This window comes from Frigoribacterium sp. UYMn621, from assembly GCF_040549525.1.
Classification (GTDB): domain Bacteria; phylum Actinomycetota; class Actinomycetes; order Actinomycetales; family Microbacteriaceae; genus Lacisediminihabitans.
In genome coordinates this window covers 24,913-46,702 of sequence record NZ_JBEPTM010000013.1, presented here as the reverse complement: position 1 = coordinate 46,702, position 21,790 = coordinate 24,913, and the positions used below count along the sequence as shown (strand labels likewise).

Below are 21,790 nucleotides of genomic sequence, written 5' to 3'. Positions count from 1 at the left end.
CAAGCAACGCCCGGTGGCTGTCGCGAGGGGAACTGGACCTCTCACCGTGATGGCCGCCGGGCGTTTACCGCACCACCAGATGCATCATCGACCACCGCCAGACGAAGGGACGGATGGACATGGGAATCTCCCTCGACGGGCTCTCCAGCGGCCTCGACACCACCTCCCTCATCACCCAGCTCATGACGGCGGAAGCGGCTCCCCAGGACCTGCTCAAGGCCCAGGTCTCTAAGACCACCACCATCATCACCGCACTGCAGGGCCTCAACAGCCGCATGGCGACACTCGCGGACACCGCGACCACTGCCGCGAAGGCCGGCAGCCTCGACCTCTACTCGGCCACCAGCTCCACCACCGGTCTCACCGTCGCGGTGGCGACGGGAGCCAGCGCCGGAGAGCTCCAGGTGGTCGTCAGCGCCCTCGCTCAGGCTCAGGTCGGCGTCTCCGCCGCCATGTCGGCCTGGCCGACGCCCTCGACCATCACGATCGTCGGTCACTCCGGAACCCCGCTCGAGATAACGCCGGCGTCCAACTCGCTCGACGACGTGGCCTCCGCCATCAATTCGTCGACGGCGGGCGTGATCGCCACCAAGGTCGCCTCGGGTGTGGATGCGGGTGGCAACAAGCTCTACCGTCTGCAGTTCTCCAGCAAGACGACCGGGGCCGATTCGGCATTCACCGTCTACCAGGGCACCGCCGCCGATGTCTCGGGCGGCACCGCGACAAACGTGCTGACCGCGCCGGGTGGCGCCGTGATCAAGACGGCCCAGGACGCGAGTGTGACCCTCTGGAAGGGCACCCCCGCCGAGCAGGTCATCACCTCGGCGAGCAACACCTTCACCGACCTCCTGCCGGGTGTCACCGTCACGGCCTCTGCGGTGTCGGCCGACCCGGTGAACATCGCGGTCAGTCGCGACGACAGCAAGATCACCGCCGTGGCCAAGGGACTCGTCGACGCGATCGGCAGCGCGTTCGTGTTGATCGCCGCGCAGACCGCGGTCACCACGACGACGGATGCCTCCGGCAAGTCCACGACCTCCGCGGGAGTGTTCGCCGGCGACGGCGACATCCGAAACATCCGCCAGAAGACCGTGGATGCCGCGAGCGCTCCGATCAACGGACACTCGCCGGCGGAATACGGAATCATCCTCAGCAGCACCGGCACCCTCTCTTTCGACGCGGACAAGTTCGGCGCCGCACTCGCGGCGGACCCGACGACGGTCATGGCAGCCGTGCAGACCATCGCCACCCGACTCGCGGCGACCGCGACTGCGGCGTCTGACAAGTACGACGGCACGCTGACCAACAAGATCACCGGCGACCAGACCCAGGTGAAGTCGCTCGGCGACCAGGTCTCGGCCTGGGACATCCGTCTCGCCAGCCGCAAGAGCACCCTCCAGCGCACCTACTCGGCCATGGAAGTGCTGCTCAGCAACATGAAGGCCCAGTCGGCCGCCCTCAGCTCCCAGCTCTCCTCGCTCTCCTCCTCCACCTCGACCTCGACGGGATAGGCATCATGACGATGACTCTCAGCGCCCAGCGCTCGCAGTACACGAACGACGCGATCCTCTCGGCCTCGCCCGTGCGACTGCTCACCATGCTCTACGACCGACTGCTGCTCGACCTCGACCGCGCGGCGATCGCGCATGGCGAGCAGAACTGGGCGGTGGCCTCCTCCAACCTGTTGCACGCGCAGGCCATCGTCGCCGAGCTCACCTCCTCGCTCAAGGTGGAGCTGTGGGACGGCGGCGAGGGGCTCCTCGCCCTGTACAACTACTGCCGCAACCTCCTGGTGCTCGCGAACGTGCGCCGGGACGCGGCATCCATCCGCGAGAGCATCGAACTGCTCTCCCCGCTGCGCGAAGCGTGGCACGAGGCCGCGAGCCAGCTCGCCGTGTCAGAGCCCGTGTCACGCGGCGAGTCGCGGGAGCTCGGCGTTGCCTGAGTTCGGCACTCCCCGACCGGATGCGGCGCACCGCGCCCGGCATGACGGCTGGGCCGACGTGCTCGCCACGATGGAGCACGACCTCGATTCCTCCGACGGTGCGCTCACCCACGCGGCGCACGCGAACTGGACTCTTCCCGATGAACTCGGCGAGCTGCCGCAGGAACTGAGATCTCGCGCGGCGAGCCTGCTCGGCGCCCAGAAGCTCGCCATCGACGCGCTCGAACAGCGGATGCTGCTGACCGGCCGTCACCTCGCCGCGCTCGACAGCATCCCCGCCAGGGGCTCGTCTTCGGGAACCGCGGCGTACCTCGACGTCACGGGCTGACCCCCCTTTCGGGAGCAGCGCCTAACGGAGCACCGGCCTCGTCCGATAGCTGTGGATGAGGGCACGGATTGCCCGACTCGAGGCCACGGATCGGCCGTCAGTACATTGACGACGAAACGGAACCGCTGTGCTCGAATCCGTCACCTCTGCGGCGCTCGGTAGCGCGCTCGATGGCCTGGCGTTGCGCCAGCGCACCATCGCTGACAACATCGCGAACGTCAACACGCCCGGTTACCACGCCAAGCGTGTCGTGTTCGAGGCGGCTCTCGCGAAATCCGTCGCAAACGGCAACGGTCACGTGGTGGCACAGACCAGGCGCTCGCTCGAGCCGACCCTCATCGACGGAAACAACGTCAACCTCGACACCGAGACCCTGTCGAACGTCGACACGGTGCTGCGCTACCAGTTCGCGACCCAGGCCGCCGGCAACGAGTTCTCGGCCATGCGCGCCGCCCTGAAGAGCAGCTGATGACCTTCGACGCGATCGGTATCGCCGGCACCGGCCTCACCCTGCACCGCAAGTGGCTCGACGCCGTCTCCGACAACCTCGCCAACATCAACACGGTCAAGCCGACGAGCGGGCCAGCCTTCCAGGCGCGCTATGTCGAGGCTCAGGAGGGCGCGGGCAACAGCGGCGCCTACGTGAAGGGGATCGCCTACGGCAACGCCGACGGTCGCCTCGTCTACGAGCCGGCCAACCCTCTCGCTGACAAGGACGGCTACGTGAAGTACCCCGACATCGATCTCGCCTCCCAGATGGGCCAGCTCATCATGGCTCAGCGCGGCTACCAGGCCAACGCGGCGGTCGTCGACCGGGCGAAAGAGACCTACCAGGCCGCCCTGCAGATCGGTCGTTCCTGATGGACATCTCCTCGATCGGCTCCCTCGTCTCAGGGGTTTCGGGCGTCTCGGGCGTCTCCGGCACGAGCGCCCTCTCCTCGACGAGCGGCACCAACGCCACCAGCGCGACGAGCTTCGCCAGTGAGCTCGGCGGCGCCGTCGACAACCTGCAGCAGCTGCAGTCGACCTCCAACTCCCTCGCGATCCAGGCGGTCACGGGAAATCTCTCCGACATCCACAACGCCACGATCGCCTCGACCCGAGCCCAGGTGACCCTCGAGCTCGTGGCCGCCGTGCGCAATAAGGGTGTCGACGCGTTCAACGAAATCATGAGGATGCAAGCCTGATGCCCGCTCCGATCAGTTCGGTGCTCCGCCGACTCACCCACACCATCCGCGAGTTCACGATCGCGCAGCGCACCGTGGCGATCATCGGTGTCGCCGTGCTCGTGCTCGGGATCGCCGCCCTCTCGTTCTGGGTCACCCGTCCGCAGTTGAGCCCGCTCTTCTCCGGCCTCAGCGGCACCGACGCGAACTCCCTGGTCGAGCAGCTCCGAACCGACGGCGTGCAGTACGAGATCACGGGCGGCGGCGGCACGATCATGGTGCCGGAGGAGAGCGTCTACGCGGAACGACTCAAGGCGGCGGCGGCCGGCCTTCCCTCCTCATCGACGGGCGGCTACTCGCTGCTCGACAAAATGGGCGTCACGGCATCCGAGTTCCAGCAGAACGTCACCTACAAGCGCGCGATCGAGGGCGAGCTCGCCAACACGATCCAAGCGATGAAGGGCGTGAAGACGGCCTCCGTTCAGCTCGCGATCCCCAAGGACACCGTCTTCGTGTCCGAGAAGACCGACCCGACGGCATCCGTCTTCATCGCGACCGACAACGGCGTGACTCTCAACGACAACCAGGTGCAGGCGATCGTGCACCTCACCTCCTCGTCCATCGACGGGATGAAGACCAGCGATGTCTCGGTCGTAGATGCCCAGGGTCTCGTGCTCTCGGCCGCGGGGGTGGATGTCGCCGGCAGCGGCTCGAAGCAGGCTTCGGACTACGAAGATCGCGTACGCGGCTCGGTGCAGGCGATGCTCGACAAGGTGGTCGGACCGGGCAATGCAACGGTCGTCGTCGCGGCCGATGTGAGCCAGAACTCCGGCCAGCGCACCGCCGAGACATTCTCGACCCCGGATGGCGCCCCAGCGCTCAGCGAGTCGGCCCAGAACGACGGCACCGGCACGGGCTCCGGCAGCGGAGTGAACGGAGCGGCCGGTATTCTCGGGCCGGACAACATCGCCGTGCCGAGCGGCACCTCCACGACGGCTCCGGCCGCCGGCACCACGACCGGCACCACCGGCACTCTCGGCGCGACCTCGATCACGAAGAACAACGCGATCAACAAGGTCACCGAACAGACCACCATCCCGGCGGGGTCGATCACCCGCCAGACCGTCTCGGTCGCAGTGAACAAGGCGATCCCGGGGGTCAACAAGGCCAATCTGATCTCGCTCGTCAACGCGGCGGCCGGCATCGATACGACGCGCGGTGACTCGGTCGCGATCGAACTGGTGTCCTTCAACACCGCGGGTGCCGCCGCCGCAACGAAGGCGCTCGCCGCCGCCGACGCCGCAGCGAGTGCCGACCGCACGGCCGGCCTCATCCGCACCGCCGTCACGGCCCTGGCCATCGCGCTGCCGATCATCATCGCCCTCTTCCTCATCTCGCGCCGCTTCAAGAGCCGCAGCCAGGAGGATCGCGAGCTGCAGGAGATGACAGAGCTCGCGGAGCTCCGCGCCATGATGAGCGACCAGACCCGCCCGATCGCGCTCACCGCCACCGAGCCGCCGGCCGCGCTCACCTACACGCAGGTTCCCCTCATCGAACCGGGTGACACCGAGCGCAAGCGCGCGGAGATCGACGCTCTCGCCGGCAAGGACCCGGAGCGTACCGCGGAGATCCTTCGCGGCCTGATGGAAGACCGGCAGCCGGCGTGAACGAACCAATCCTGACTCTCTCTGGCACCCAGAAGGTCGCCGTCGTGCTCATGAACATGGACCAGACGCGCGCCGCCGCGGTCATGAAACAGTTCAATGAGACCGAGGCGGAGGAGATCGCCGCCGAGATCATCCGGCTGCGTCGGGTCGACACCATCGTCTCCGAACGCACCATTCTCGAGTTCCACGACCTCGCCACGAAGGGCGGACGCAAGTCGCACGGGGGCCGGGAGTTCGCGGCCGGCCTGCTCGAGGCATCCTTCGGGGCGGAGAAGGCCGCCGGCGTGATGAACCGCGTCGCCTCGTCGATGGCGGGCAAGGCCTTCGAATTCCTCGATACCGCCGAGACCGGGCAGCTGCTCACTCTGCTCGACGGCGAACTGCCGCAGACCGTCGCCCTCGTGCTCGCGCACCTGCGTCCCGACCACGCCTCGCCGGTCTTCGCCGCTCTCGACGACGGGCTCCGCACCGACGTCGCCAAGGCCATCGCCACGATGGGAACCGCCACCCCCGAAGCGGTGCGAGTGGTCGCCGACACCCTCAAGGTGCGGGCGAGTGCCGTCGTCACCTCGCGGGACACCGTCGAGATCGTCGGCGGAGTGCAAGCCGTGGTCGACCTGATCAACCGCGCGGATGTCTCGACCGAACGCTCCGTGCTCGATGGTCTCGACGGGCTCGACCCGAGCCTCGCCGAAGAGGTGCGTTCGCGCATGCTCACCTTCGCCGACCTCGTGAAGTTCGACCGTAAGGACGTTCAGCAGGTGCTGCGCGGCATCGATTCGAGCATTCTCGCCGTGGCGATGAAGGGCTCCGACGAGGCCCTCGTCGAGGTCATCCGAGCCAACATCTCCGAGCGCAACCGCGAGATCCTCGAAGACGAGATCGCCTCGCTCGGCCCGGTGAAGATGACCCAGGTCGAAGAGGCCCGCGCAGAAGTGGTTCGTGCGATCCGCAACCTCGAGGCCGACGGCGTCATCACCCTGCAGCGGGGAGAGGAAGAGGAATATGTCGCTTGACTTCTTTCCCATGACCTTTCCGGCGCTGCCGGCCACCCCGGAGCAGGACAGGGCGGATGCCGACAACCGCGCCGCCGGGCACGCCGCCGGTTACGCGGCCGGGCTCCGCGCCGCTGGTGCAGAGCTCGCCGGGCAACGGGCCGCTCTCGACGCAGAACACCGCGCCGCACTGTTGCACGACGCCGCTCGCACCGACCGCGCGATTGCGGTGCTCGCCGCTGCGGCGCGTGCGCTCGACAGCCGCCTGCTCCCCATCGTGACCGACGCGCAAGACGCGATCGCGGCATCCGCCCTCGACCTCGCCGAGACGATCATCGGCGTCGAACTCGCCGACGGCGAAGGATCCGCGAGGGCGGCGCTCACCCGGGCGCTCGCCGTGGTGGACCCGGCGGTCATCACCACCGTCCGCATGAATCCGCTCGACCTCGGCGTGCTCGACGACGCCGTGCGGGCCGCCTCGGGCGTCTCCTTCACCGCGGATGCCTCGATCGCCCGCGGCGACGCCATCGCCGACCTCCCGCTCGGTTATCTCGACGCCCGCATCGCAACCGCGGTGGCCCGCGCCCGCGCGGCCATGCTCGGAGACACCTCATGAGCACCTCCTGGCGACCGCACGCCGAACGCTTCCGCACCGCTCTTGCCGCCGCCCGCCCGGAACGCGTTGGCGTCGTCTCCTCCATCGTGGGTCTCGGGCTGGAGATCAGCGGCCTGGACTGCGCCATCGGCGACCTCGTGCGCGTCGGTGACAGTGTCGCCGACGGTGGCACCGGTTTCCTCGACGCCGAGGTGATCGCCACGACGCCCTCGGGCATCCGTTGCATGCCGCTCAGCCGCCTCACCGGCGTCAACGCCGGTGCCCCGGCCCGCTCGCGCGGACTCCCCGTGCTCGTGCCGACGGGCAACGGTCTCTTCGGTCGCGTGATCGACGGCCTCGGCCGCCCCATCGACGGCAAGGGTCCGCTCGACATCACCCGGCTGGTCTCCATCGACAACGACAGCCCATCGGCGATGCACCGCGCGCGCATCGACACCGCGCTGCAGACCGGCGTGCGCGTGCTCGATACCCTCACGACCATCGGCAAGGGCCAGCGCATGGGGCTCTTCGCCGGATCCGGTGTCGGCAAGTCCTCGCTGCTCTCGATGATCGCGCGCGGCACGGATGCCCAGGTCTCGGTGATCGCGCTGGTGGGAGAGCGCGGCCGTGAGGTGCGCGAATTCCTCGAAGACGACCTCGGCGCTGAGGGTCTCGCCCGCTCGATCGTGGTCGTCTCGACCTCCGACGAGCCAGCGATGATGCGCCTGCGCGCCGCCTTCATGGCCACCCGCATCGCGGAGTCGTTCCGGGACCAGGGCGCGGATGTCATGCTCATGATGGACTCCCTCACTCGCGTGGCCATGGCCCAGCGCGAGATCGGACTCTCCGTCGGCGAACCGCCGGCGACCCGCGGGTACCCGCCGTCGACCTTCTCCCTTCTCGCGCAGTTGCTCGAGCGGGCCGGGACCGCCGAGATCGGATCCGTCACCGGCATCTACACCGTGCTGGTGGATGGCGACGATCACAACGAGCCGATCGCGGACGCGGCCCGATCCTTCCTCGACGGCCACGTCGTGCTCGACCGCAAGCTCGCGGTGGCCGGCCACTTCCCCTCCATCGACGTGCTCGGCTCGATTTCCCGGGTCGCCACCCGGCTGATCTCGCCGGAACAGACGCAGTCGGCCCAGGTGCTTCGCAAGACGCTCGCGGCTCGCCGCGCCGCTCAGGACCTCCTCGACGTCGGCGCCTACCAGCGCGGCGCGAATCCCCTCGTCGACGCCGCCGTCGACCACGAATCGTCGATCAACGCGTTTCTCCAGCAGAGGATCAGCCAGCAGTCGACCACCGACGACGCGTGGGCACAGCTCACTTCTCTCGTCAGAACCCTGGAGGGCAACTGATGGCTCGCTCGTTCCCACTCGCCGGACTCCTCCGGCTGCGCCAGGTGCAACAGGACCAGGCCGCGATCGACCTCTCGGCGGCCAACGCCAGGGTGGCGGAAGGCACCGCGCGCCAGCGACGGGCCCGATCCACCCTCGGCGCGACCTCCAGTGAGGCCACGAGCGCCGCGGTGCTCTACGCGGTCGCGGCATCCCGTGCCGCCTCGCGCAGCATGCTCGCGGAACTCCAGGCGCTCGATTGCGATCACCGCGCCTCGCTCGATGCCGCGAACACCGCCTTCACCGCGGCCCGCGCGCGGTCCATCGGGCTCGAGAAACTCGAGCTCAGGTTCGACGACGCCGTCGCGGACGGCATGCTCGTCGCCGAGCAGGCCGTGCTCGACGAGATCTCCTCCACCGGCTGGCACCGCACCCGAGAGGTGGACGCGGGATGACCCTTATCGCCCTCGCCCCTTCCCCCTCGGCGGCTTCGCCTCAGGGCCGTGCGAACAACTCGACTCCCGACTCGGGCGCCGGTTTCGGCGCCGTCCTGTGCGATGCGACGGCCGCCCACGCATCTGCCGGTGGCTCACGTGACGCGGCGGCGGGTTCCGCGACGCCGGCCGTTCCTGTCGTCGCGACTGCGCCCGCCGTCTCTCCCACCCCGGCTTCGCCCGCAACGCCGGCCGTGCTCGCGGCCGCCGGGGCACCGACCGGCCCGGCCGCCTCGGTATCGGCTGCCTCGGTATCGCCTGCCTCCGTGTCGGCTGCCTCCGTGTCGGCTGCCTCCGTGTCGGCTGCCTCCGTATCGGCTGCCTCCGTGTCGGCTGCCTCCGTATCGCCCGCCACTTCGGCGAAGGACGCCTCGAAAGACCCCTCCGACCCGGCATCGCCCACGGCCGACCAGCCGGTGACGGTCGCTCTCGCCGGGGCTCTCGCGGGGGCTCCGTCGAGCGCGCTTCCCACTCTCGTGCCGAGCGGCATTGCGCAGCGCACGGCGAGTCCCGTGACGGATGCTGCGGGCGACACGCCGACGGCATCCTCCGCCACGCCGATCGCGGTCGGCGCGAGTCCGCTCTCGGCCACGGCCGGCCTGGCAGCGGCCAGCCCGGCAGCGGATGCCCCGGCCGCAACGCCGACGGCACCCTCCGCCGCGCCGACCGCGGTCGCGGCGGCTCCGCTGACGACGACACCGGCCGTCGCCGTGCCCCCGTCCCCGCTCGCCCCCGCGCTCGCCCCGACGGCGCCGGCCCCCGCAGCATCCGCCTCCCAGGGGTCGCGCACCAAGCCGGCACCGGCGACGGATGCGGTGACGCCGCTCTCTCTCGCGCAGCCCATCACGACCACCCCGCGGCTGGACGCCGTCGTTGCACCGAGCCCCGCGGCAGCTCCCGCCCCGGCGCAGAACACCCCGTTCACCGCGCAGCTCGCCCGCCCGATCTTCACCCTCGCCACGGCCGGACCCGGCTCGCACATGATGACCCTCAGCGTCACGCCGGATGCGCTCGGTCCGGTGACGGTGCGGGCACACGTGAGCCCGGAGGGCATCCGGGTCGAGCTCTTCGCGCCGACGGACCTGGGGCGGGATGCGATCCGCGCGATCCTTCCCGACCTGCGCAAGGACCTCAGCGCGGGCGGAGTCGGGGCGAACCTCGACCTGTCGTCCCAGAACCAGCCGAGCGATGCCGGCGATCGGCGCGGCGATGCCGCCCCCCGACCGGAGCGCGCCTATGTCGTGCCCGCCGGAATCGTCACCGACGAGGCCGTGGCCGAGCGGTCCGGCATCCACCCCACTTCATCCATCGACGTAATGGCATAGGAAGGCAGATTCATGGCAATCGACGGAATCACCGGAACGGTATCGACCGCTGCGGCCGACGCGGCATCCGGGATCTACAGCGGATCGACCACCCGCGTGCCCAAGCAGACCATGGACTCGGAGGTGTTCATGAAACTGCTCGTCACGCAGCTGCGCACCCAGGACCCCAGCGCGCCGATGGACACCAACCAGATGATCTCCCAGACCACCCAACTCTCGATGATGGAGAAGATGACCGAGCTCAGCACCACGAGCACGGAGGATTTCTCGCTGCAGATGCGCATCGCCGCCGCGGCCATCGTCGGCAAACAGGTCAGCTATTCGGATGCCGCGGGCGTGAGTCACACCGGCACCGCATCGAGCGTCTCCTTCGCCGGAAGCGTTCCCCAGGTGAAGATCGGCGGCGTCGACGTCGCGCTCGACACCATCTCAGGCATCACCAGCACGTCCGCTTGATCCACTACTCCCCACCGAAAGGCAGCACCTCATGCTTCGTTCACTGTATTCCGGGATCTCCGGACTCCGCTCACACCAGACCATGCTCGACGTCACCGGCAACAACATCGCCAACGTGAACACCACGGCGTTCAAGTCCTCGGCCACCCAGTTCCAGGACACCCTCTCGCAGCTCACGCAGGGCGCGGGCGGCCCCCAGGAGCAGATCGGTGGCACCAACCCGGCGCAGGTCGGCCTCGGCGTGCGCGTCGCGGGTATCTCCACCAACTTCTCGCAGGGATCCGCGCAGTCCACCGGTCGCGCGACCGACATGATGATCTCGGGAGACGGATTCTTCGTCACCAAGACGGGAAACCAGACCCAGTACACCCGCGCCGGATCGTTCGACTTCGACGGTGCCGGTCGCCTGGTCACCCCCGACGGATCCATCGTGCAGGGCTACACGGCCACCAACGGAGTCATCGCCGACGGGGGAGCGGTCAGCGACATCACCCTTCCTCTCGGCATCGTCGCCCCGGCGGTCGTCACGACTTCGAGCACCCTCTCCGGAAACCTGCCGGGCGACGCCGCCGTCGGCACCGCACTGGTGCGCGACGTGCAGGTCTACGACGCCACCGGCGGCGCGCGCACCGTCTCGCTCAACTTCACGAAGACCGCGGCCGGTTGGGATGTCGCGGGCACGGATCCCAATGGATCCACCGGCACCGCCGCGCTCACCTTCGCCTCCGGGGCGCAGACCTCTGCGGGCACCATGACCATCGGTGGCATCGCGGTGGACATGTCGAAGCTCACGGGGTTCGCCGGGCTCACGACAGTCGCGGTCTCCGACCAGAACGGCCGTGCCGCCGGCACGCTCAAGTCCTACACGCTCTCGAAGGACGGCACCCTCGTGGGATCCTTCAGCAACGGGGCATCCCTGGCCATCGCGCGCATCGCGCTCGCGACCTTCTCCAACCCCGGCGGTCTCGAGAAGGCCGGCTCCTCCGGCTACAAGGCAACCTTCAACTCGGGGAACGCCAGCCTCGGAGCTCCCGGATCGGGCAGCCTCGGCACCCTGCAGGCCGGCGCGCTCGAGATGTCGAACGTGGACCTCTCGCAGGAGTTCACCAACCTGATCGTCGCCCAGCGCGGCTTCCAGGCGAACGCCCGCATCATCACCACCTCTGACGAGGTTCTGCAGGAGCTCACCAACCTGAAGCGCTAATCGCCGCAGCGCCATGTCGTCAACACCCCCGACCCTCGCGGTCGGGGGTGTTTGCGCGTTTCCGGCCCGGCGCGGCGACGATCGCCGGGCAGGACAGGCGCGACACGCCCGCAGCGCCGCATCCGCTAACCGCTCGTTGTCGTCGGCCGATAGTGGCATGTAACGGACCAGGATGGACCGGTTTCACCACCAGCAGGGATGCGCTCATGATCGTAGTTACGCGGCTCAACGACAGCCATTTTGCGATAAACCCTGATCTCATCGAGCGCATCACCGCCAATCCCGACACCACGCTGATCATGGTCGATGGCGCGAAGTACATCGTCACGGAGTCGATGTCCGAGGTGATCGAGCGCATCTCCCGGTATCGCGCAACGGTGATCGCCCTCACCCATGAACTGTCGGCGAGCGGACACCAGCAGCGCTCCCTCGAGCTGGTCGAGAACGACGACGATACCGACAATCCCGTACCGCTTCGACCGAGGAAGATCTGATGGACCTCGCAACGATCATCGGCATCCTGACGGCCTTCGGGGCCCTTTTCGCGATGCTCACCCTCGAAGGCTCCAATGTGAGCGCCATCCTGCTTCCGGCTCCGATGGTGCTGGTGTTCGGGGCGACGATCGCCGTCGGCATCGCGGGCGGCACGATCAAAGACCTGCTCCTGGCGGTCAAAGCGGTGCCGCGGGCCTTCGCGGGCAAGACCCAGAAGCCGCAGGTGGTGATCGACCGCTTGGTCGAGATCGCCGAGAAGGCGCGAAAGGAAGGACTGCTCTCGCTCGAGCAGGAAGCCGAGAAGGTGGACGACCCGTTCCTGCGCGGCGCGCTGCAGAGCATCGCGGATGGCGCGGATGGCGAAGACCTGCGCATGTCGCTCGAAGACGAGATCGCCACGAAGACCCGGTCCGACCGCACCGCATCCAAGTTCTTCCTCAGCCTCGGTGGCTACGCGCCGACGGTGGGCATCATCGGCACCGTCGTCTCACTCACCCATGTGCTCGAGAACCTGTCGACGCCGGGCAAGCTCGGCCCGCTCATTGCCGCGGCCTTCGTCGCCACCCTCTGGGGGCTCCTCTCGGCCAACTTCCTTTGGTTGCCGATCGGCACCCGCCTGCGTCGCCTTGCCGACCTCGAGGGTGAGCGGATGACGCTGATCATGGAGGGGGTGCTCGCCGTGCAGGAGGGCAGCCAGCCCCGACTCCTGGCCGAACGCCTGCGTGCGATGGTGCCAGCCGAGCAGCTGGGCAAGTCCACCAACGAGAAGTCCGGCGACAAGACTGCCGACAAGGCGAAAGCGGCGTAGCGGACCATGAGCAAGGGGCGCAAGAAGCACGCGGAGGAGCACGAGGAACACGGTCCGGATGAGCGCTGGATGGCCTCGTACATGGACATGGTCACCGTTCTGATGTGTATGTTCATCGTGCTGTTCGCGATGTCCACCGTCGACGCGAAGAAATTCGACCTGCTGCGCAACTCGCTGGCCACCGGATTCGGCCAGACCGATATCGGAAAGCTGGATACGGCCAAGGGCACGATCGTCGACCCGACGAAGGCGAGCAAGACCGCCGAGAACTTCGGGGCCGGTCCCCAGACCGCCGCCGCGACCGCGGCAGCCGCGGCGAAGGCGGACGCGACGGCGGCGGCGATCGCGGAGGTCGACAGAATCAAGGACCTCCAGGCCAGGGTGAGCGCGAGTCTCGCCGTGCAGGGACTGCAGGGAACCGTGCAGTACACGATCGACCAGCGGGGGCTCACCATCCGACTCGTCGACCAGCAGGCCTTCTTCGCACCGAACAGCACGGCACTTCAGGGCTCGGCACCGCAGGTGCTCGACGACATCGCGCGGGTGCTGTCGCCCACCGGTCAGGACATCGCGGTCGAAGGTCACGCCGACAGCCGTGCAACGCTCCCCCCGTTCCCCACCAACTGGGAGCTCTCCTCCGGGCGCGCCGTCTCGGTGCTGCGCCGGATGGTGGAGAGCGGCGGGGTTTCCGCGGCGAAGATCGGTGCCGTCGGGTACGGCTCCTCGAGGCCGATCGCGCTCGGAACGACCCTCGCCGACTACGCGCAGAACCGACGGGTCGACATCATCGCCCTCTCGAACGCCTCGGAAGCCGTGCGGGCCCTCATCCCGGATGTGGTGTCCGGAAAGATCCCGGGCGGCCCCCCGGCGGACGCCCCGGTCGTCAGCGCGGCAGCCGACCCCGCCTCCTGGATGCCGGTCGTCACGAATTCCGTGCCCCTGATCCTCTTACCGGCGGGCACCTCCGGCCGATAGTGCCCTGTGTGACGGTCCAGGAACAGATTTCTATCGGCGTGCCCGCAAGATCGGGCCCGGCGGTGGAGCCCTATGACTTCCGCCGGCCCACCACTCTCGCCCGTGAGCACTCCCGGGTGCTCGAACTCGCGCTCGAGACCTTCGCCCGCCAGTGGGGCACCCAGCTCACCGCCAAGGTCCGCGTGGTCTCGCAGGTCACCTGCGAACAGATCATCATGGAGACCTACGACGAGTACGCATCGTCGTTGCCCGCCACCACGGCGATGATCCTGTGCAACCTCGAGGGGATGGATGCCCGCGCGGTGATCCAGTTCCCCGCCACCGCCGCACTCACCTGGGTCTCCTACATGCTCGGGAGCAACGCGGCGCAGGTCGTGCCGGAGCGCAAGTTCACCCAGATCGAGCAGGCGCTCGTTCGCCGGCTCTTCGACGACGCGCTCGAAGACCTCCGTTACTCCCTCGGCCCCCTGCTCGAGACCGCCATCTCCATCGACACCATCCAGTACAACTCGCAGTTCGCTCAGGCCGCCGCGACGGCGGACCTGATGATCGTGGCGACTTTCGCGATCCGGGTCGGCGACAGCTCGACAACGGCGACCCTCGCCATCCCGGCGCCCGCACTGCTTCCGCAGCTCGGCCAGTCCGCGGTGCTTGCGGCCACGGGGAACACTCGCGACCAGGTCGCATCCCAGCTGGGCTGGGTGCCGGTCGAAGTCGCCCTGAGCCTCAACCCGGTGTTCGTGAAGCCGAGCCGGGTGCTCGGGCTCGCGGTCGGTGACCTGCTCACCATCCCGCATCCCCAGCACCGCCCGCTCAACCTCACAGTCGACGGCGAGACGCTCGCTCGCGCCGCCGTCGGAGCAAACGGCGCTCGACTCGCCTGCGTTGTCGTCGAAGCCACGGACAGCACCACCGAAAGGGCCAACCAGTGAAGAAGTCCACAGTTATCGATCCCCGTGACGCCGCGGCGGAAGCGGTCGCGCGCCTGCTTCCGAGCACGGCCATCCTCGAGGCGATCGCGATCCAGGGAGTGCCGACCGGCCCCTTCGACACCGCGGTGCTGGCCTCTTTCGTGGGGGAGACCTCGGCGGATCTCGCCATCGTCTTCCTCGACCCGATCGAGACGGCGGATGCCTCGGTCGCCGACTCCCAGCTGGTCTCGGTGGTCGACGTGCTGCGCCCGGCTCTCGATGCCGCGGCCGGCACCCTCGGTTCCGGTGTGCTCGGGGACTCCCGGGTGGATGACGCCACGGCGCTCTTCACCGACCCGGCCACCGAGATCTTCGCCCTCTCCACCGGTGGAAGTGCTGCCGGCTGGTTCGCCATCCGTGTGCGCGAGAACCTCGCCGGCGCCACCCCGATCTCCCAGGAGTCGCTCGTGAACAACCTCAGCCGGATCAACAACGTCGAAATGGCGCTCACCGTGGAGATCGGCCGCACCCGCATGTCGGTGCGCGACGTGCTCGGGCTCGAGCCCGGTGCCGTGATCGAACTCGATCGCTCCGCCGGTGCGCCGGCCGACGTGCTGCTCAACGGCCGGTTGATCGCGCACGGCGAGATCGTGGTCGTCGACCAGGACTACGCCGTGCGCATCACCCAGATCCTCGACGTCGCCGAGGGCCTGGGCTAGGAATGGACACCCTCTTCGTCGCGTTGCGCGTACTGCTCTCCCTCGCCGCTGTGGTGGGGCTGCTGTGGTTTCTTCAGCGACGCATCACGAAGGGGACCCGCTCGACCCGCGCGACCAAGCTCGTGAACGTGGTCACCCGCCAGGGACTCGCGCAGAAGGCATCCGTCGTCGTGATCGACGTGGAGGGCAAGCGTTTCCTGCTCGGTGTCACCGAGCACTCGGTGACAGTGCTCGATGCCAACGAACTCCCCGTGCTCGACACCGCCGCCGCCTTCGAATCGGCGTTGAACGATGTCGAGTCGACGCCGAGTGCGCGCAAGCCTGTCGCGACGCCCATTCCGTTTCCCCAGCAGTTCGACCCGCGCACGGGCATGCCGCGCCGGGCCGGTGCGCTCGACGGCTCGATCCTGTCCCTCGCTACCTGGAAGCGCGCGGCTGTCGCCCTGCGATCCTCCCGGTGACCGGGCAAGCCACGATGAGCGTGCGCGGACCGCTCGCCACCCGTCAACCACTCAGTGCCCGTTTCTGGAACGGCCCGGCCGCCCGCATCGTCGTCATCGCGCTCCTCGTGCTCGTGGTCGCCGCGGCCCTGATCCTCATGACGGGCACCGCGAGCCACGCATCGGTTCCCACGGTGGACGCCCCGACACCGCCCGTCGCCCCGACCAGCCCCGGTGGCCTCTCGGTCGACATCAACGGCCCGGATGGCACTCCCTCCTCCGCGATCGTCACGCTCGTCGGCATCACGCTGCTGTCGGTGGCCCCGGCCCTGCTGCTGATGATGACCTCGTTCACCAAGATCTTCGTGGTGCTCGCCATGGCGCGCAACGCCCTCGCGCTGCCATCCATCCCGCCGAACCAGGTGCTCGCCGGGCTCGCGCTCTTCCTCAGCCTGTTCATCATGGCTCCGGTGATCACCGACATCAACACCCACGCGCTTCAGCCCTACCTCAACGGCCACATCGACTTCACCCAGGCGATCGACCTCGCGACGAAGCCGCTGCGCACTTTCATGCTCGCCCACACGCGACAGGAGGACTTGGCTCTCATGACGCGCGCGGCCGGGCTTCCGAACCCGAAGGACCCGTCGTCAGTCTCCCTTCCCACGCTCATCCCGGCCTTCATGATCTCCGAGCTCCGCGCCGCATTCATCATCGGTTTCGTCATCTTCGTACCGTTCCTGGTGATCGACCTCGTCGTCTCGGCCGCCCTGATGTCGATGGGCATGATGATGCTGCCGCCGGTCATGATCTCGCTTCCGTTCAAGATCCTGCTGTTCGTGCTCGTGGACGGCTGGGGCCTCATCATCACGACGCTGATCAGCAGTTATCGGGGAAGCTCATGAACCAGAACGCCGTCATGGATGTCGCGCTGCAGGGTCTGCTCATCGCCGCGAAGCTCTCCGCGCCCATCCTGGTCACCGCCCTCGTCGTCGGTTTCGCCATCTCCCTCCTCCAGTCGATCACCCAGATCCAGGAGGTCACCCTCTCGTTCGTGCCGAAGGCGGTCGCCGTCTCGGTGGCCCTCATCGTGTCGGGCCAGTGGATGATCTCCGAGCTCGTCGCCTTCACCCATGGGCTGTTCGAGAAGATCCCCACGCTCCTCGGCGGGGGTTGAGATGGCGTTCACCCTCAACTTCCCGTGGATCGAGGCGGTGATGCTCGCCTCGGTGCGCATGACGACCTTCCTGGTGATCGCACCCCCGTTCTCCACCAACGCCTTCCCCCTGCGCATCAAGGCCATGCTCGGCATCGGGCTCGCGCTCGCCGTATCGCCCCGGGTGGCGAGTGGCTACATCTCGCCCGACACGGCGGGGTTCGTCGTCGGACTGCTGGTCGAACTGGTGACGGGCGCCCTTCTCGGATTCCTCGTGATGATCGTCTTCTCGGCGATCCAGTCGGCCGGCAATCTGGTCGACCTCTTCGGCGGGTTCCAGCTCGCGCAGGGCTTCGACCCGCAGATGATGATCAACGGCGCCCAGTTCGCCCGTCTCTACCAGATGACCGCTCTCGCCCTGCTCTTCGCCTCGGGCGGCTACCAGCTCATCATCGGCGGCCTCGCCCGAAGCTTCGACGCGCTCCCGGTGGCCGGCACCCTCGACCTTGCCGCCCCCATCCACGCCATCTCCCTCGCCGTCGGGCAGATGCTCCTGTCGGCGGTGCAGATCGCCGGACCGTTGATCGTGGTGCTCTTTCTCGCGGATGCCGGCCTCGGCCTGCTCACCAGGGTCGCTCCGGCGCTCAACGCCTTCGCCCTCGGCTTCCCGCTCAAGATCTTCATCACCCTGTCTCTCGGTGTCTTCGTCTTCGCGGCCCTTCCGCAGATCGTCGCGGCGATCACCGGTCAGGCCGTCTCCCTCTTCTCGGGGGTGAAATAGCCATGCCCGAAGCAGACTCCGGCGAAAAGACCGAACTCGCCACCGAGAAGCGCATGAAGGAGGTGCGCGCAAAGGGGCAGCTCTCCAAGTCGCAGGACCTCACCGCCTGGGTCGCCGTCGGCGTCGCCGCGGTGATGATCCCGGCGACCGTGTCTGCGGGGGCCGCCGCGACATCCGCTCCGCTCTACCAGCTGCGCGAGGTGATGGACCACCCCGACTCCGCGCACGCGATGCAGGCGCTGGTCGACGGTCTCGCGTCTGTCGGCGGCATCATCCTTCCCCTTCTGCTGGTCGTCACGATCGCGGTGCTCGTTACGGCGGCCGCCCAGGGCGGCATCCACTTCAAGAAGTTCACCGGCAAGTTCGACCAGTTCAACCCGGTGGAGGGCCTCAAGCGCACCTTCGGAATGCAGGCGGCCTGGCAGGGAGTGAAGGCGCTCTCCAAGACCGTCGTCGTCGGCATCGTGCTGCTCTCCGTGATCCAGGGGCTCATGCCCGTGCTCATGAGCGGCGGCGGCCTCCCCGCGTCCGAGCTCATCAGGGCGGCGACGGATGGCACGTCCTCCCTCGTTCGCTCCGCTGTCGTCGCCGGGCTCATCCTCGCCGCCGCCGACGTCTTCGTGATCATGCGCCGCAACCGCAAGCGCACGCGCATGACCAAGAAGGAAGTCAAGGACGAGAACAAGTCCTCCGAGGGTGACCCCATGATCAAGGGGCAGCGCCGTTCCCGCCAGCTCGCCATGAGCCGCAACCGCATGATGGCCTCGATCGTGGATGCCGACGTGGTGCTCGTGAACCCCACCCACTTCGCCATCGCGCTCAAGTACGAGCCAGGTAAGTCGGCCCCCCGCGTGATCGCGAAGGGCGCCGGGGTGATCGCGCTGCGCATCCGTGAACAGGCCGAGACCGACCTGGTGCCGATCGTCAAGGACATCCCCCTCACCCGCGCGCTGCACTCGGCCTGCGAGCTCGGGGACGAGATCCCGGTCGACCTGTACAACGCCGTCGCCCGTGTGCTCGCCTTCGTGCTCGCGCTGCGCAAGCGCGGCTCGTCGAAGGGCGTGCACGAGATGAATCAACTAGTCGCCGCTGGAGGGCACTGACGATGAACAAGAACCTCGCGAAACTCGCGGTGCCGCTCGGTGTGGTCGGCATCATCCTGCTGCTCGTCGTGCCGATCCCGGCCTTCGTGCTCGACCTGCTGATCATCGTCAACATCATGCTCGCGCTGGTGACACTGCTCACCACGATGTTCGTCAAGAAGCCCCTCGACTTCTCCGTCTTCCCGTCACTGCTGCTGGTCGCCACGCTGTTCCGGCTCGGCCTCAACGTCGCCTCGACCCGTCTGGTGCTCGGCAACGGGTACGCGGGAGAGGTGATCGGCGCGTTCGGCCACGTGGCCGTCGGAGGCTCGATCATCATCGGTGCCGTGATCTTCCTCATCCTCGTCGTCATCCAGTTCGTGGTGGTCACCAAGGGTGCCGAGCGGGTGGCCGAGGTCGGAGCCCGCTTCACCCTCGATGCCATGCCCGGAAAGCAGATGGCCATCGATGCCGACCTCAACGCCGGACTGATCACCGACGTGCAGGCCCGCGAGCGCCGGGCCGAGGTTTCCGCAGAGGCGGACTTCTACGGCGCGATGGACGGCGCCTCCAAGTTCGTGAAGGGCGACGCGATCGCCGGGATCATCATCATCATCATCAACATCGTCGGTGGCATCGCAATCGGGGTGATCCAGCGCGGCCTCTCCATCGGAGACGCCGTCAGCAGCTACACCCTCCTCACCATCGGCGACGGCCTGGTCACCCAGATCCCGGCCCTGCTGATGGCCGTCTCCACCGGCATGATCGTGACCCGCTCCAACGCAGAGTCCGACATGGGTTCCACAGCGGCGGCCCAGCTGGGGCAGTCCCGCTTCGCGCTCATCATCGCCGGGGTCGCCGCAATCCTGATGGCGTTCATCCCTGGCATGCCGATCATCCTCTTCCTCATCGTCGGCGCCTCGCTCATCATCATCGCCCAGCGCATCAAGGCCCGCGAGGCCGAGAAGAAGCTCGAGGTCGAGACGGCCGCCATCGCCGACCCGGCGATCGGTGCCACCACCGAGAACCTCATCGAGCAGATGCGCGTGCATGCCCTCGAGATCCTGCTGGCCCCCGACCTCGTCGACCTGGTGTCGGATGCCTCGGATGACCTGCTCGCCCGCGTGCGGTCGCTCCGCCGCAAGATCGCGATGGACATGGGTCTCGTCGTGCCTCCGGTGCGCACGAGGGACAGCATCGAGCTTCCGCCCTCGACCTACGTGATCCGCATCGCCGGCGTCGAGGCCGGCCGGGGCATCGCGCCCTCCGGCAAGGTGCTCGCGCTCGGGGACGCCCTCGATCCCCTTCCCGGCGCGGTCACCCTGGAGCCCGTTTTCGGGCTCGCCGGCAAGTGGGTGCCGAGCGAGATGCGCCACAGCGCCGAGATGACCGGCGCCACCGTGATCGACCGGGTCTCCGTCGTCGTCACGCACCTCTCGTCGATCATCATGGGCAATGCCGCGCGCCTGCTCACTCGCGAAGACGTGCGTGTGCTCACCGAGGGCGTCAAGGAGATCAACCCCGCCGCCGTCGACGAACTAGTTCCCGGGCTCCTCAGCCTCGCCGAGGTGCAGCGGGTGCTGCAGGGCCTCCTTCTCGAGCAGGTGCCCATCAACGACCTCCCGCGCATCTACGAAGCTCTCTCCCTGCGGGCCAAGGTCTCGGCCGACCCGGAGGGCCTCATCGAAGCCGCCCGTGCCGCGCTCGGCCCGGCCCTCAGCGCCCGGCACCTCGACGGCCAGACTCTGCACGTGATCATGATCGACCCGCTGCTCGAGCAATCCATGCTCGAGGGCCTGCGTCCCTCGGAGCTCGGAACCCAGATCCTCATCGACCAGCACGCGCTCGAGTCGCTGCTCGGGTCGGTGCGCGACGTGGTCTCCCGCGTGGAGGGCACCGGCATGTCTGCGGTGCTGGTCTGCGCCCCGGCGCTGCGGCCGGCCATCCGTCGACTCGTCTCCGCCCAGTCCGGCGGACTGCCGGTGCTCTCCTACCAGGAGGTCACGTCGGCGAATGTGAACATCGAGACTGTTGGGGTGGTGCGCGGTGCCGAGTCGATATCAGCTTGAGGGTGCGTCACTCGATGAACTGAACGCCCGGGTGCTCGCCGAGCACGGCCCCTTGGCGAAGGTCATCGCGGTGAAGGCGGTCACCTCCGGCGGGATCTCCGGTTTCTTCGCCTCCCGTCGGTACGAGATCGAGGTGGATGTGCCGGATGGCACCGCCCGGGACGCTCACACCTTCGACCTGCCCACCCGGGCCGGAATCGCCCGCCTGCTCGACGACGCGGATACCGCCGAGGCGATCTCGCACTACGGCGATCTCATTCCCCACCTTTCCACCCACTCGGTGGACTTCGACTCGATCATGGCCGATCTCACCTACAACACCGCGGCGATAGTGCCTCTCATCGATGGTCCGACCGTCTTCCGCCAGACGCCCCTCGAGGCGGCGGGCGACCTCGTCGTCGTCGTCGGGCTGGGCGACGACCCGCTGCAGGTGGCACGGGACATGTCCCAGGCCTCCGGGCTGCGGGCCCTGAGCATTGCCGGAGCGGTCAGCGCGGACGGCTATTTCCGCGTGAAGGATCGCATCAGCGCCATGGCGGCGCGGGCCGCGGGCGTTCGGGAGAAGCACAGCGCGTTCATCGCGCTCGGCATCTCCCGGTCCGGGCTCGATGCCGACGCGATCGCCGCCCTCGAGTACCTCAACGCCGACCAGGTCTGGGTGGTCGTGGATGTCGGGCGCAAGCCGGATGACACGGCCCGTTGGGTGCGCGCGGTGCAGTCGCACGTGCATATCGATGCGATCGCCGTCACCGGCAGCGAGACCACCGACACCCCGGAGTCGGTGCATCAGCTCGGCATCCAGGTCGGCTGGCTGGAGAGCGGTTCGGTAGGCTGAGACG

General features: G+C 68.2%; 26 protein-coding genes. All 26 read left to right on the top strand.

What is annotated here, in order from left to right:
* The first annotated feature begins 113 nt into the window (after positions 1–113).
* Positions 114–1,511 (top strand): flagellar filament capping protein FliD, encoded by a 1,398-nt coding sequence (gene fliD, locus ABIB54_RS15655; protein WP_354576449.1) that lies wholly within the window; start codon positions 114–116, stop codon positions 1,509–1,511.
* A 5-nt stretch (positions 1,512–1,516) separates the two neighbouring features.
* A complete protein-coding gene (fliS, locus tag ABIB54_RS15650) occupies positions 1,517–1,945 on the top strand; it encodes a flagellar export chaperone FliS (RefSeq protein ID WP_354576448.1) in 429 nt (142 codons plus the stop codon).
* Entirely contained in the window at positions 1,938–2,273 is a 336-nt protein-coding gene (locus tag ABIB54_RS15645) for a hypothetical protein (protein WP_354576447.1), read from the top strand. The genes fliS and ABIB54_RS15645 overlap by 8 nt, the downstream gene beginning before the upstream one ends.
* 127 nt (positions 2,274–2,400) lie before the next feature.
* The gene (locus tag ABIB54_RS15640; protein ID WP_354576446.1) at positions 2,401–2,742 is read left to right on the top strand and encodes a flagellar basal body rod protein FlgB; all 342 of its coding nucleotides are present in this window, start codon (positions 2,401–2,403) and stop codon (positions 2,740–2,742) included.
* The gene (locus ABIB54_RS15635; RefSeq protein WP_185201976.1) at positions 2,742–3,134 is read left to right on the top strand and encodes a flagellar basal body rod protein FlgC; all 393 of its coding nucleotides are present in this window, start codon (positions 2,742–2,744) and stop codon (positions 3,132–3,134) included. Before ABIB54_RS15640 ends, ABIB54_RS15635 begins: the two co-directional genes overlap by 1 nt.
* Complete coding sequence (gene fliE / locus ABIB54_RS15630) at positions 3,134–3,460, top strand: flagellar hook-basal body complex protein FliE (RefSeq protein WP_354576445.1); 327 nt, start codon at positions 3,134–3,136, stop codon at positions 3,458–3,460. Before ABIB54_RS15635 ends, fliE begins: the two co-directional genes overlap by 1 nt.
* Positions 3,460–5,106, top strand: coding sequence for a flagellar basal-body MS-ring/collar protein FliF (fliF, locus tag ABIB54_RS15625; RefSeq protein WP_354576444.1), 1,647 nt, complete (start codon positions 3,460–3,462; stop codon positions 5,104–5,106). Before fliE ends, fliF begins: the two co-directional genes overlap by 1 nt.
* Positions 5,103–6,122, top strand: coding sequence for a flagellar motor switch protein FliG (fliG, locus tag ABIB54_RS15620; protein ID WP_354576443.1), 1,020 nt, complete (start codon positions 5,103–5,105; stop codon positions 6,120–6,122). Before fliF ends, fliG begins: the two co-directional genes overlap by 4 nt.
* On the top strand, positions 6,112–6,717 hold the full coding sequence (locus ABIB54_RS15615) for a FliH/SctL family protein (RefSeq protein ID WP_354576442.1): 606 nt from the start codon (positions 6,112–6,114) through the stop codon (positions 6,715–6,717). Before fliG ends, ABIB54_RS15615 begins: the two co-directional genes overlap by 11 nt.
* Complete coding sequence (locus ABIB54_RS15610) at positions 6,714–8,057, top strand: FliI/YscN family ATPase (protein WP_354576441.1); 1,344 nt, start codon at positions 6,714–6,716, stop codon at positions 8,055–8,057. Before ABIB54_RS15615 ends, ABIB54_RS15610 begins: the two co-directional genes overlap by 4 nt.
* Positions 8,057–8,491: a flagellar FliJ family protein gene (locus ABIB54_RS15605; RefSeq protein ID WP_354576440.1), complete on the top strand. Its 435-nt coding sequence runs from the start codon at positions 8,057–8,059 to the stop codon at positions 8,489–8,491. Before ABIB54_RS15610 ends, ABIB54_RS15605 begins: the two co-directional genes overlap by 1 nt.
* Positions 8,488–9,855 carry a flagellar hook-length control protein FliK gene (locus ABIB54_RS15600; RefSeq protein ID WP_354576438.1) on the top strand — a complete coding sequence of 456 codons (1,368 nt, stop codon included), beginning with the start codon at positions 8,488–8,490 and terminating at the stop codon, positions 9,853–9,855. Before ABIB54_RS15605 ends, ABIB54_RS15600 begins: the two co-directional genes overlap by 4 nt.
* Positions 9,856–9,867: 12 nt before the next feature.
* Positions 9,868–10,311: a flagellar hook assembly protein FlgD gene (locus tag ABIB54_RS15595; RefSeq protein WP_354576437.1), complete on the top strand. Its 444-nt coding sequence runs from the start codon at positions 9,868–9,870 to the stop codon at positions 10,309–10,311.
* Positions 10,312–10,342: 31 nt separating this feature from the next.
* Entirely contained in the window at positions 10,343–11,515 is a 1,173-nt protein-coding gene (locus tag ABIB54_RS15590) for a flagellar hook protein FlgE (RefSeq protein WP_354576436.1), read from the top strand.
* A gap of 206 nt (positions 11,516–11,721) precedes the next feature.
* Positions 11,722–12,009 carry a flagellar FlbD family protein gene (locus tag ABIB54_RS15585; RefSeq protein WP_185201966.1) on the top strand — a complete coding sequence of 96 codons (288 nt, stop codon included), beginning with the start codon at positions 11,722–11,724 and terminating at the stop codon, positions 12,007–12,009.
* Entirely contained in the window at positions 12,009–12,818 is an 810-nt protein-coding gene (locus ABIB54_RS15580; RefSeq protein WP_354576435.1) for a motility protein A, read from the top strand. The genes ABIB54_RS15585 and ABIB54_RS15580 overlap by 1 nt, the downstream gene beginning before the upstream one ends.
* A gap of 6 nt (positions 12,819–12,824) precedes the next feature.
* Positions 12,825–13,793, top strand: coding sequence for an OmpA/MotB family protein (locus ABIB54_RS15575; protein WP_354576434.1), 969 nt, complete (start codon positions 12,825–12,827; stop codon positions 13,791–13,793).
* 38 nt (positions 13,794–13,831) lie between these two features.
* Positions 13,832–14,725: a flagellar motor switch protein FliM gene (locus tag ABIB54_RS15570; RefSeq protein ID WP_354576433.1), complete on the top strand. Its 894-nt coding sequence runs from the start codon at positions 13,832–13,834 to the stop codon at positions 14,723–14,725.
* On the top strand, positions 14,722–15,423 hold the full coding sequence (gene fliN / locus ABIB54_RS15565) for a flagellar motor switch protein FliN (protein ID WP_354576432.1): 702 nt from the start codon (positions 14,722–14,724) through the stop codon (positions 15,421–15,423). The genes ABIB54_RS15570 and fliN overlap by 4 nt, the downstream gene beginning before the upstream one ends.
* Positions 15,424–15,425: 2 nt before the next feature.
* Positions 15,426–15,884, top strand: a complete 459-nt coding sequence (locus ABIB54_RS15560) for a FliO/MopB family protein (protein ID WP_354576431.1) — start codon at positions 15,426–15,428, stop codon at positions 15,882–15,884.
* A gap of 14 nt (positions 15,885–15,898) precedes the next feature.
* Positions 15,899–16,768, top strand: a complete 870-nt coding sequence (fliP, locus tag ABIB54_RS15555) for a flagellar type III secretion system pore protein FliP (RefSeq protein WP_502917144.1) — start codon at positions 15,899–15,901, stop codon at positions 16,766–16,768.
* Positions 16,765–17,040, top strand: a complete 276-nt coding sequence (gene fliQ / locus ABIB54_RS15550) for a flagellar biosynthesis protein FliQ (protein ID WP_354576429.1) — start codon at positions 16,765–16,767, stop codon at positions 17,038–17,040. The genes fliP and fliQ overlap by 4 nt, the downstream gene beginning before the upstream one ends.
* 1 nt (position 17,041) lies before the next feature.
* A complete protein-coding gene (locus ABIB54_RS15545) occupies positions 17,042–17,800 on the top strand; it encodes a flagellar biosynthetic protein FliR (RefSeq protein WP_354576428.1) in 759 nt (252 codons plus the stop codon).
* Positions 17,801–17,802: 2 nt separating this feature from the next.
* Positions 17,803–18,903, top strand: coding sequence for an EscU/YscU/HrcU family type III secretion system export apparatus switch protein (locus ABIB54_RS15540; protein WP_354576427.1), 1,101 nt, complete (start codon positions 17,803–17,805; stop codon positions 18,901–18,903).
* Between the two features lie 2 nt (positions 18,904–18,905).
* Complete coding sequence (locus ABIB54_RS15535; RefSeq protein ID WP_354576426.1) at positions 18,906–20,951, top strand: flagellar biosynthesis protein FlhA; 2,046 nt, start codon at positions 18,906–18,908, stop codon at positions 20,949–20,951.
* Positions 20,929–21,786 carry a hypothetical protein gene (locus tag ABIB54_RS15530; protein ID WP_354576425.1) on the top strand — a complete coding sequence of 286 codons (858 nt, stop codon included), beginning with the start codon at positions 20,929–20,931 and terminating at the stop codon, positions 21,784–21,786. Before ABIB54_RS15535 ends, ABIB54_RS15530 begins: the two co-directional genes overlap by 23 nt.
* Positions 21,787–21,790 lie beyond the last annotated feature (4 nt).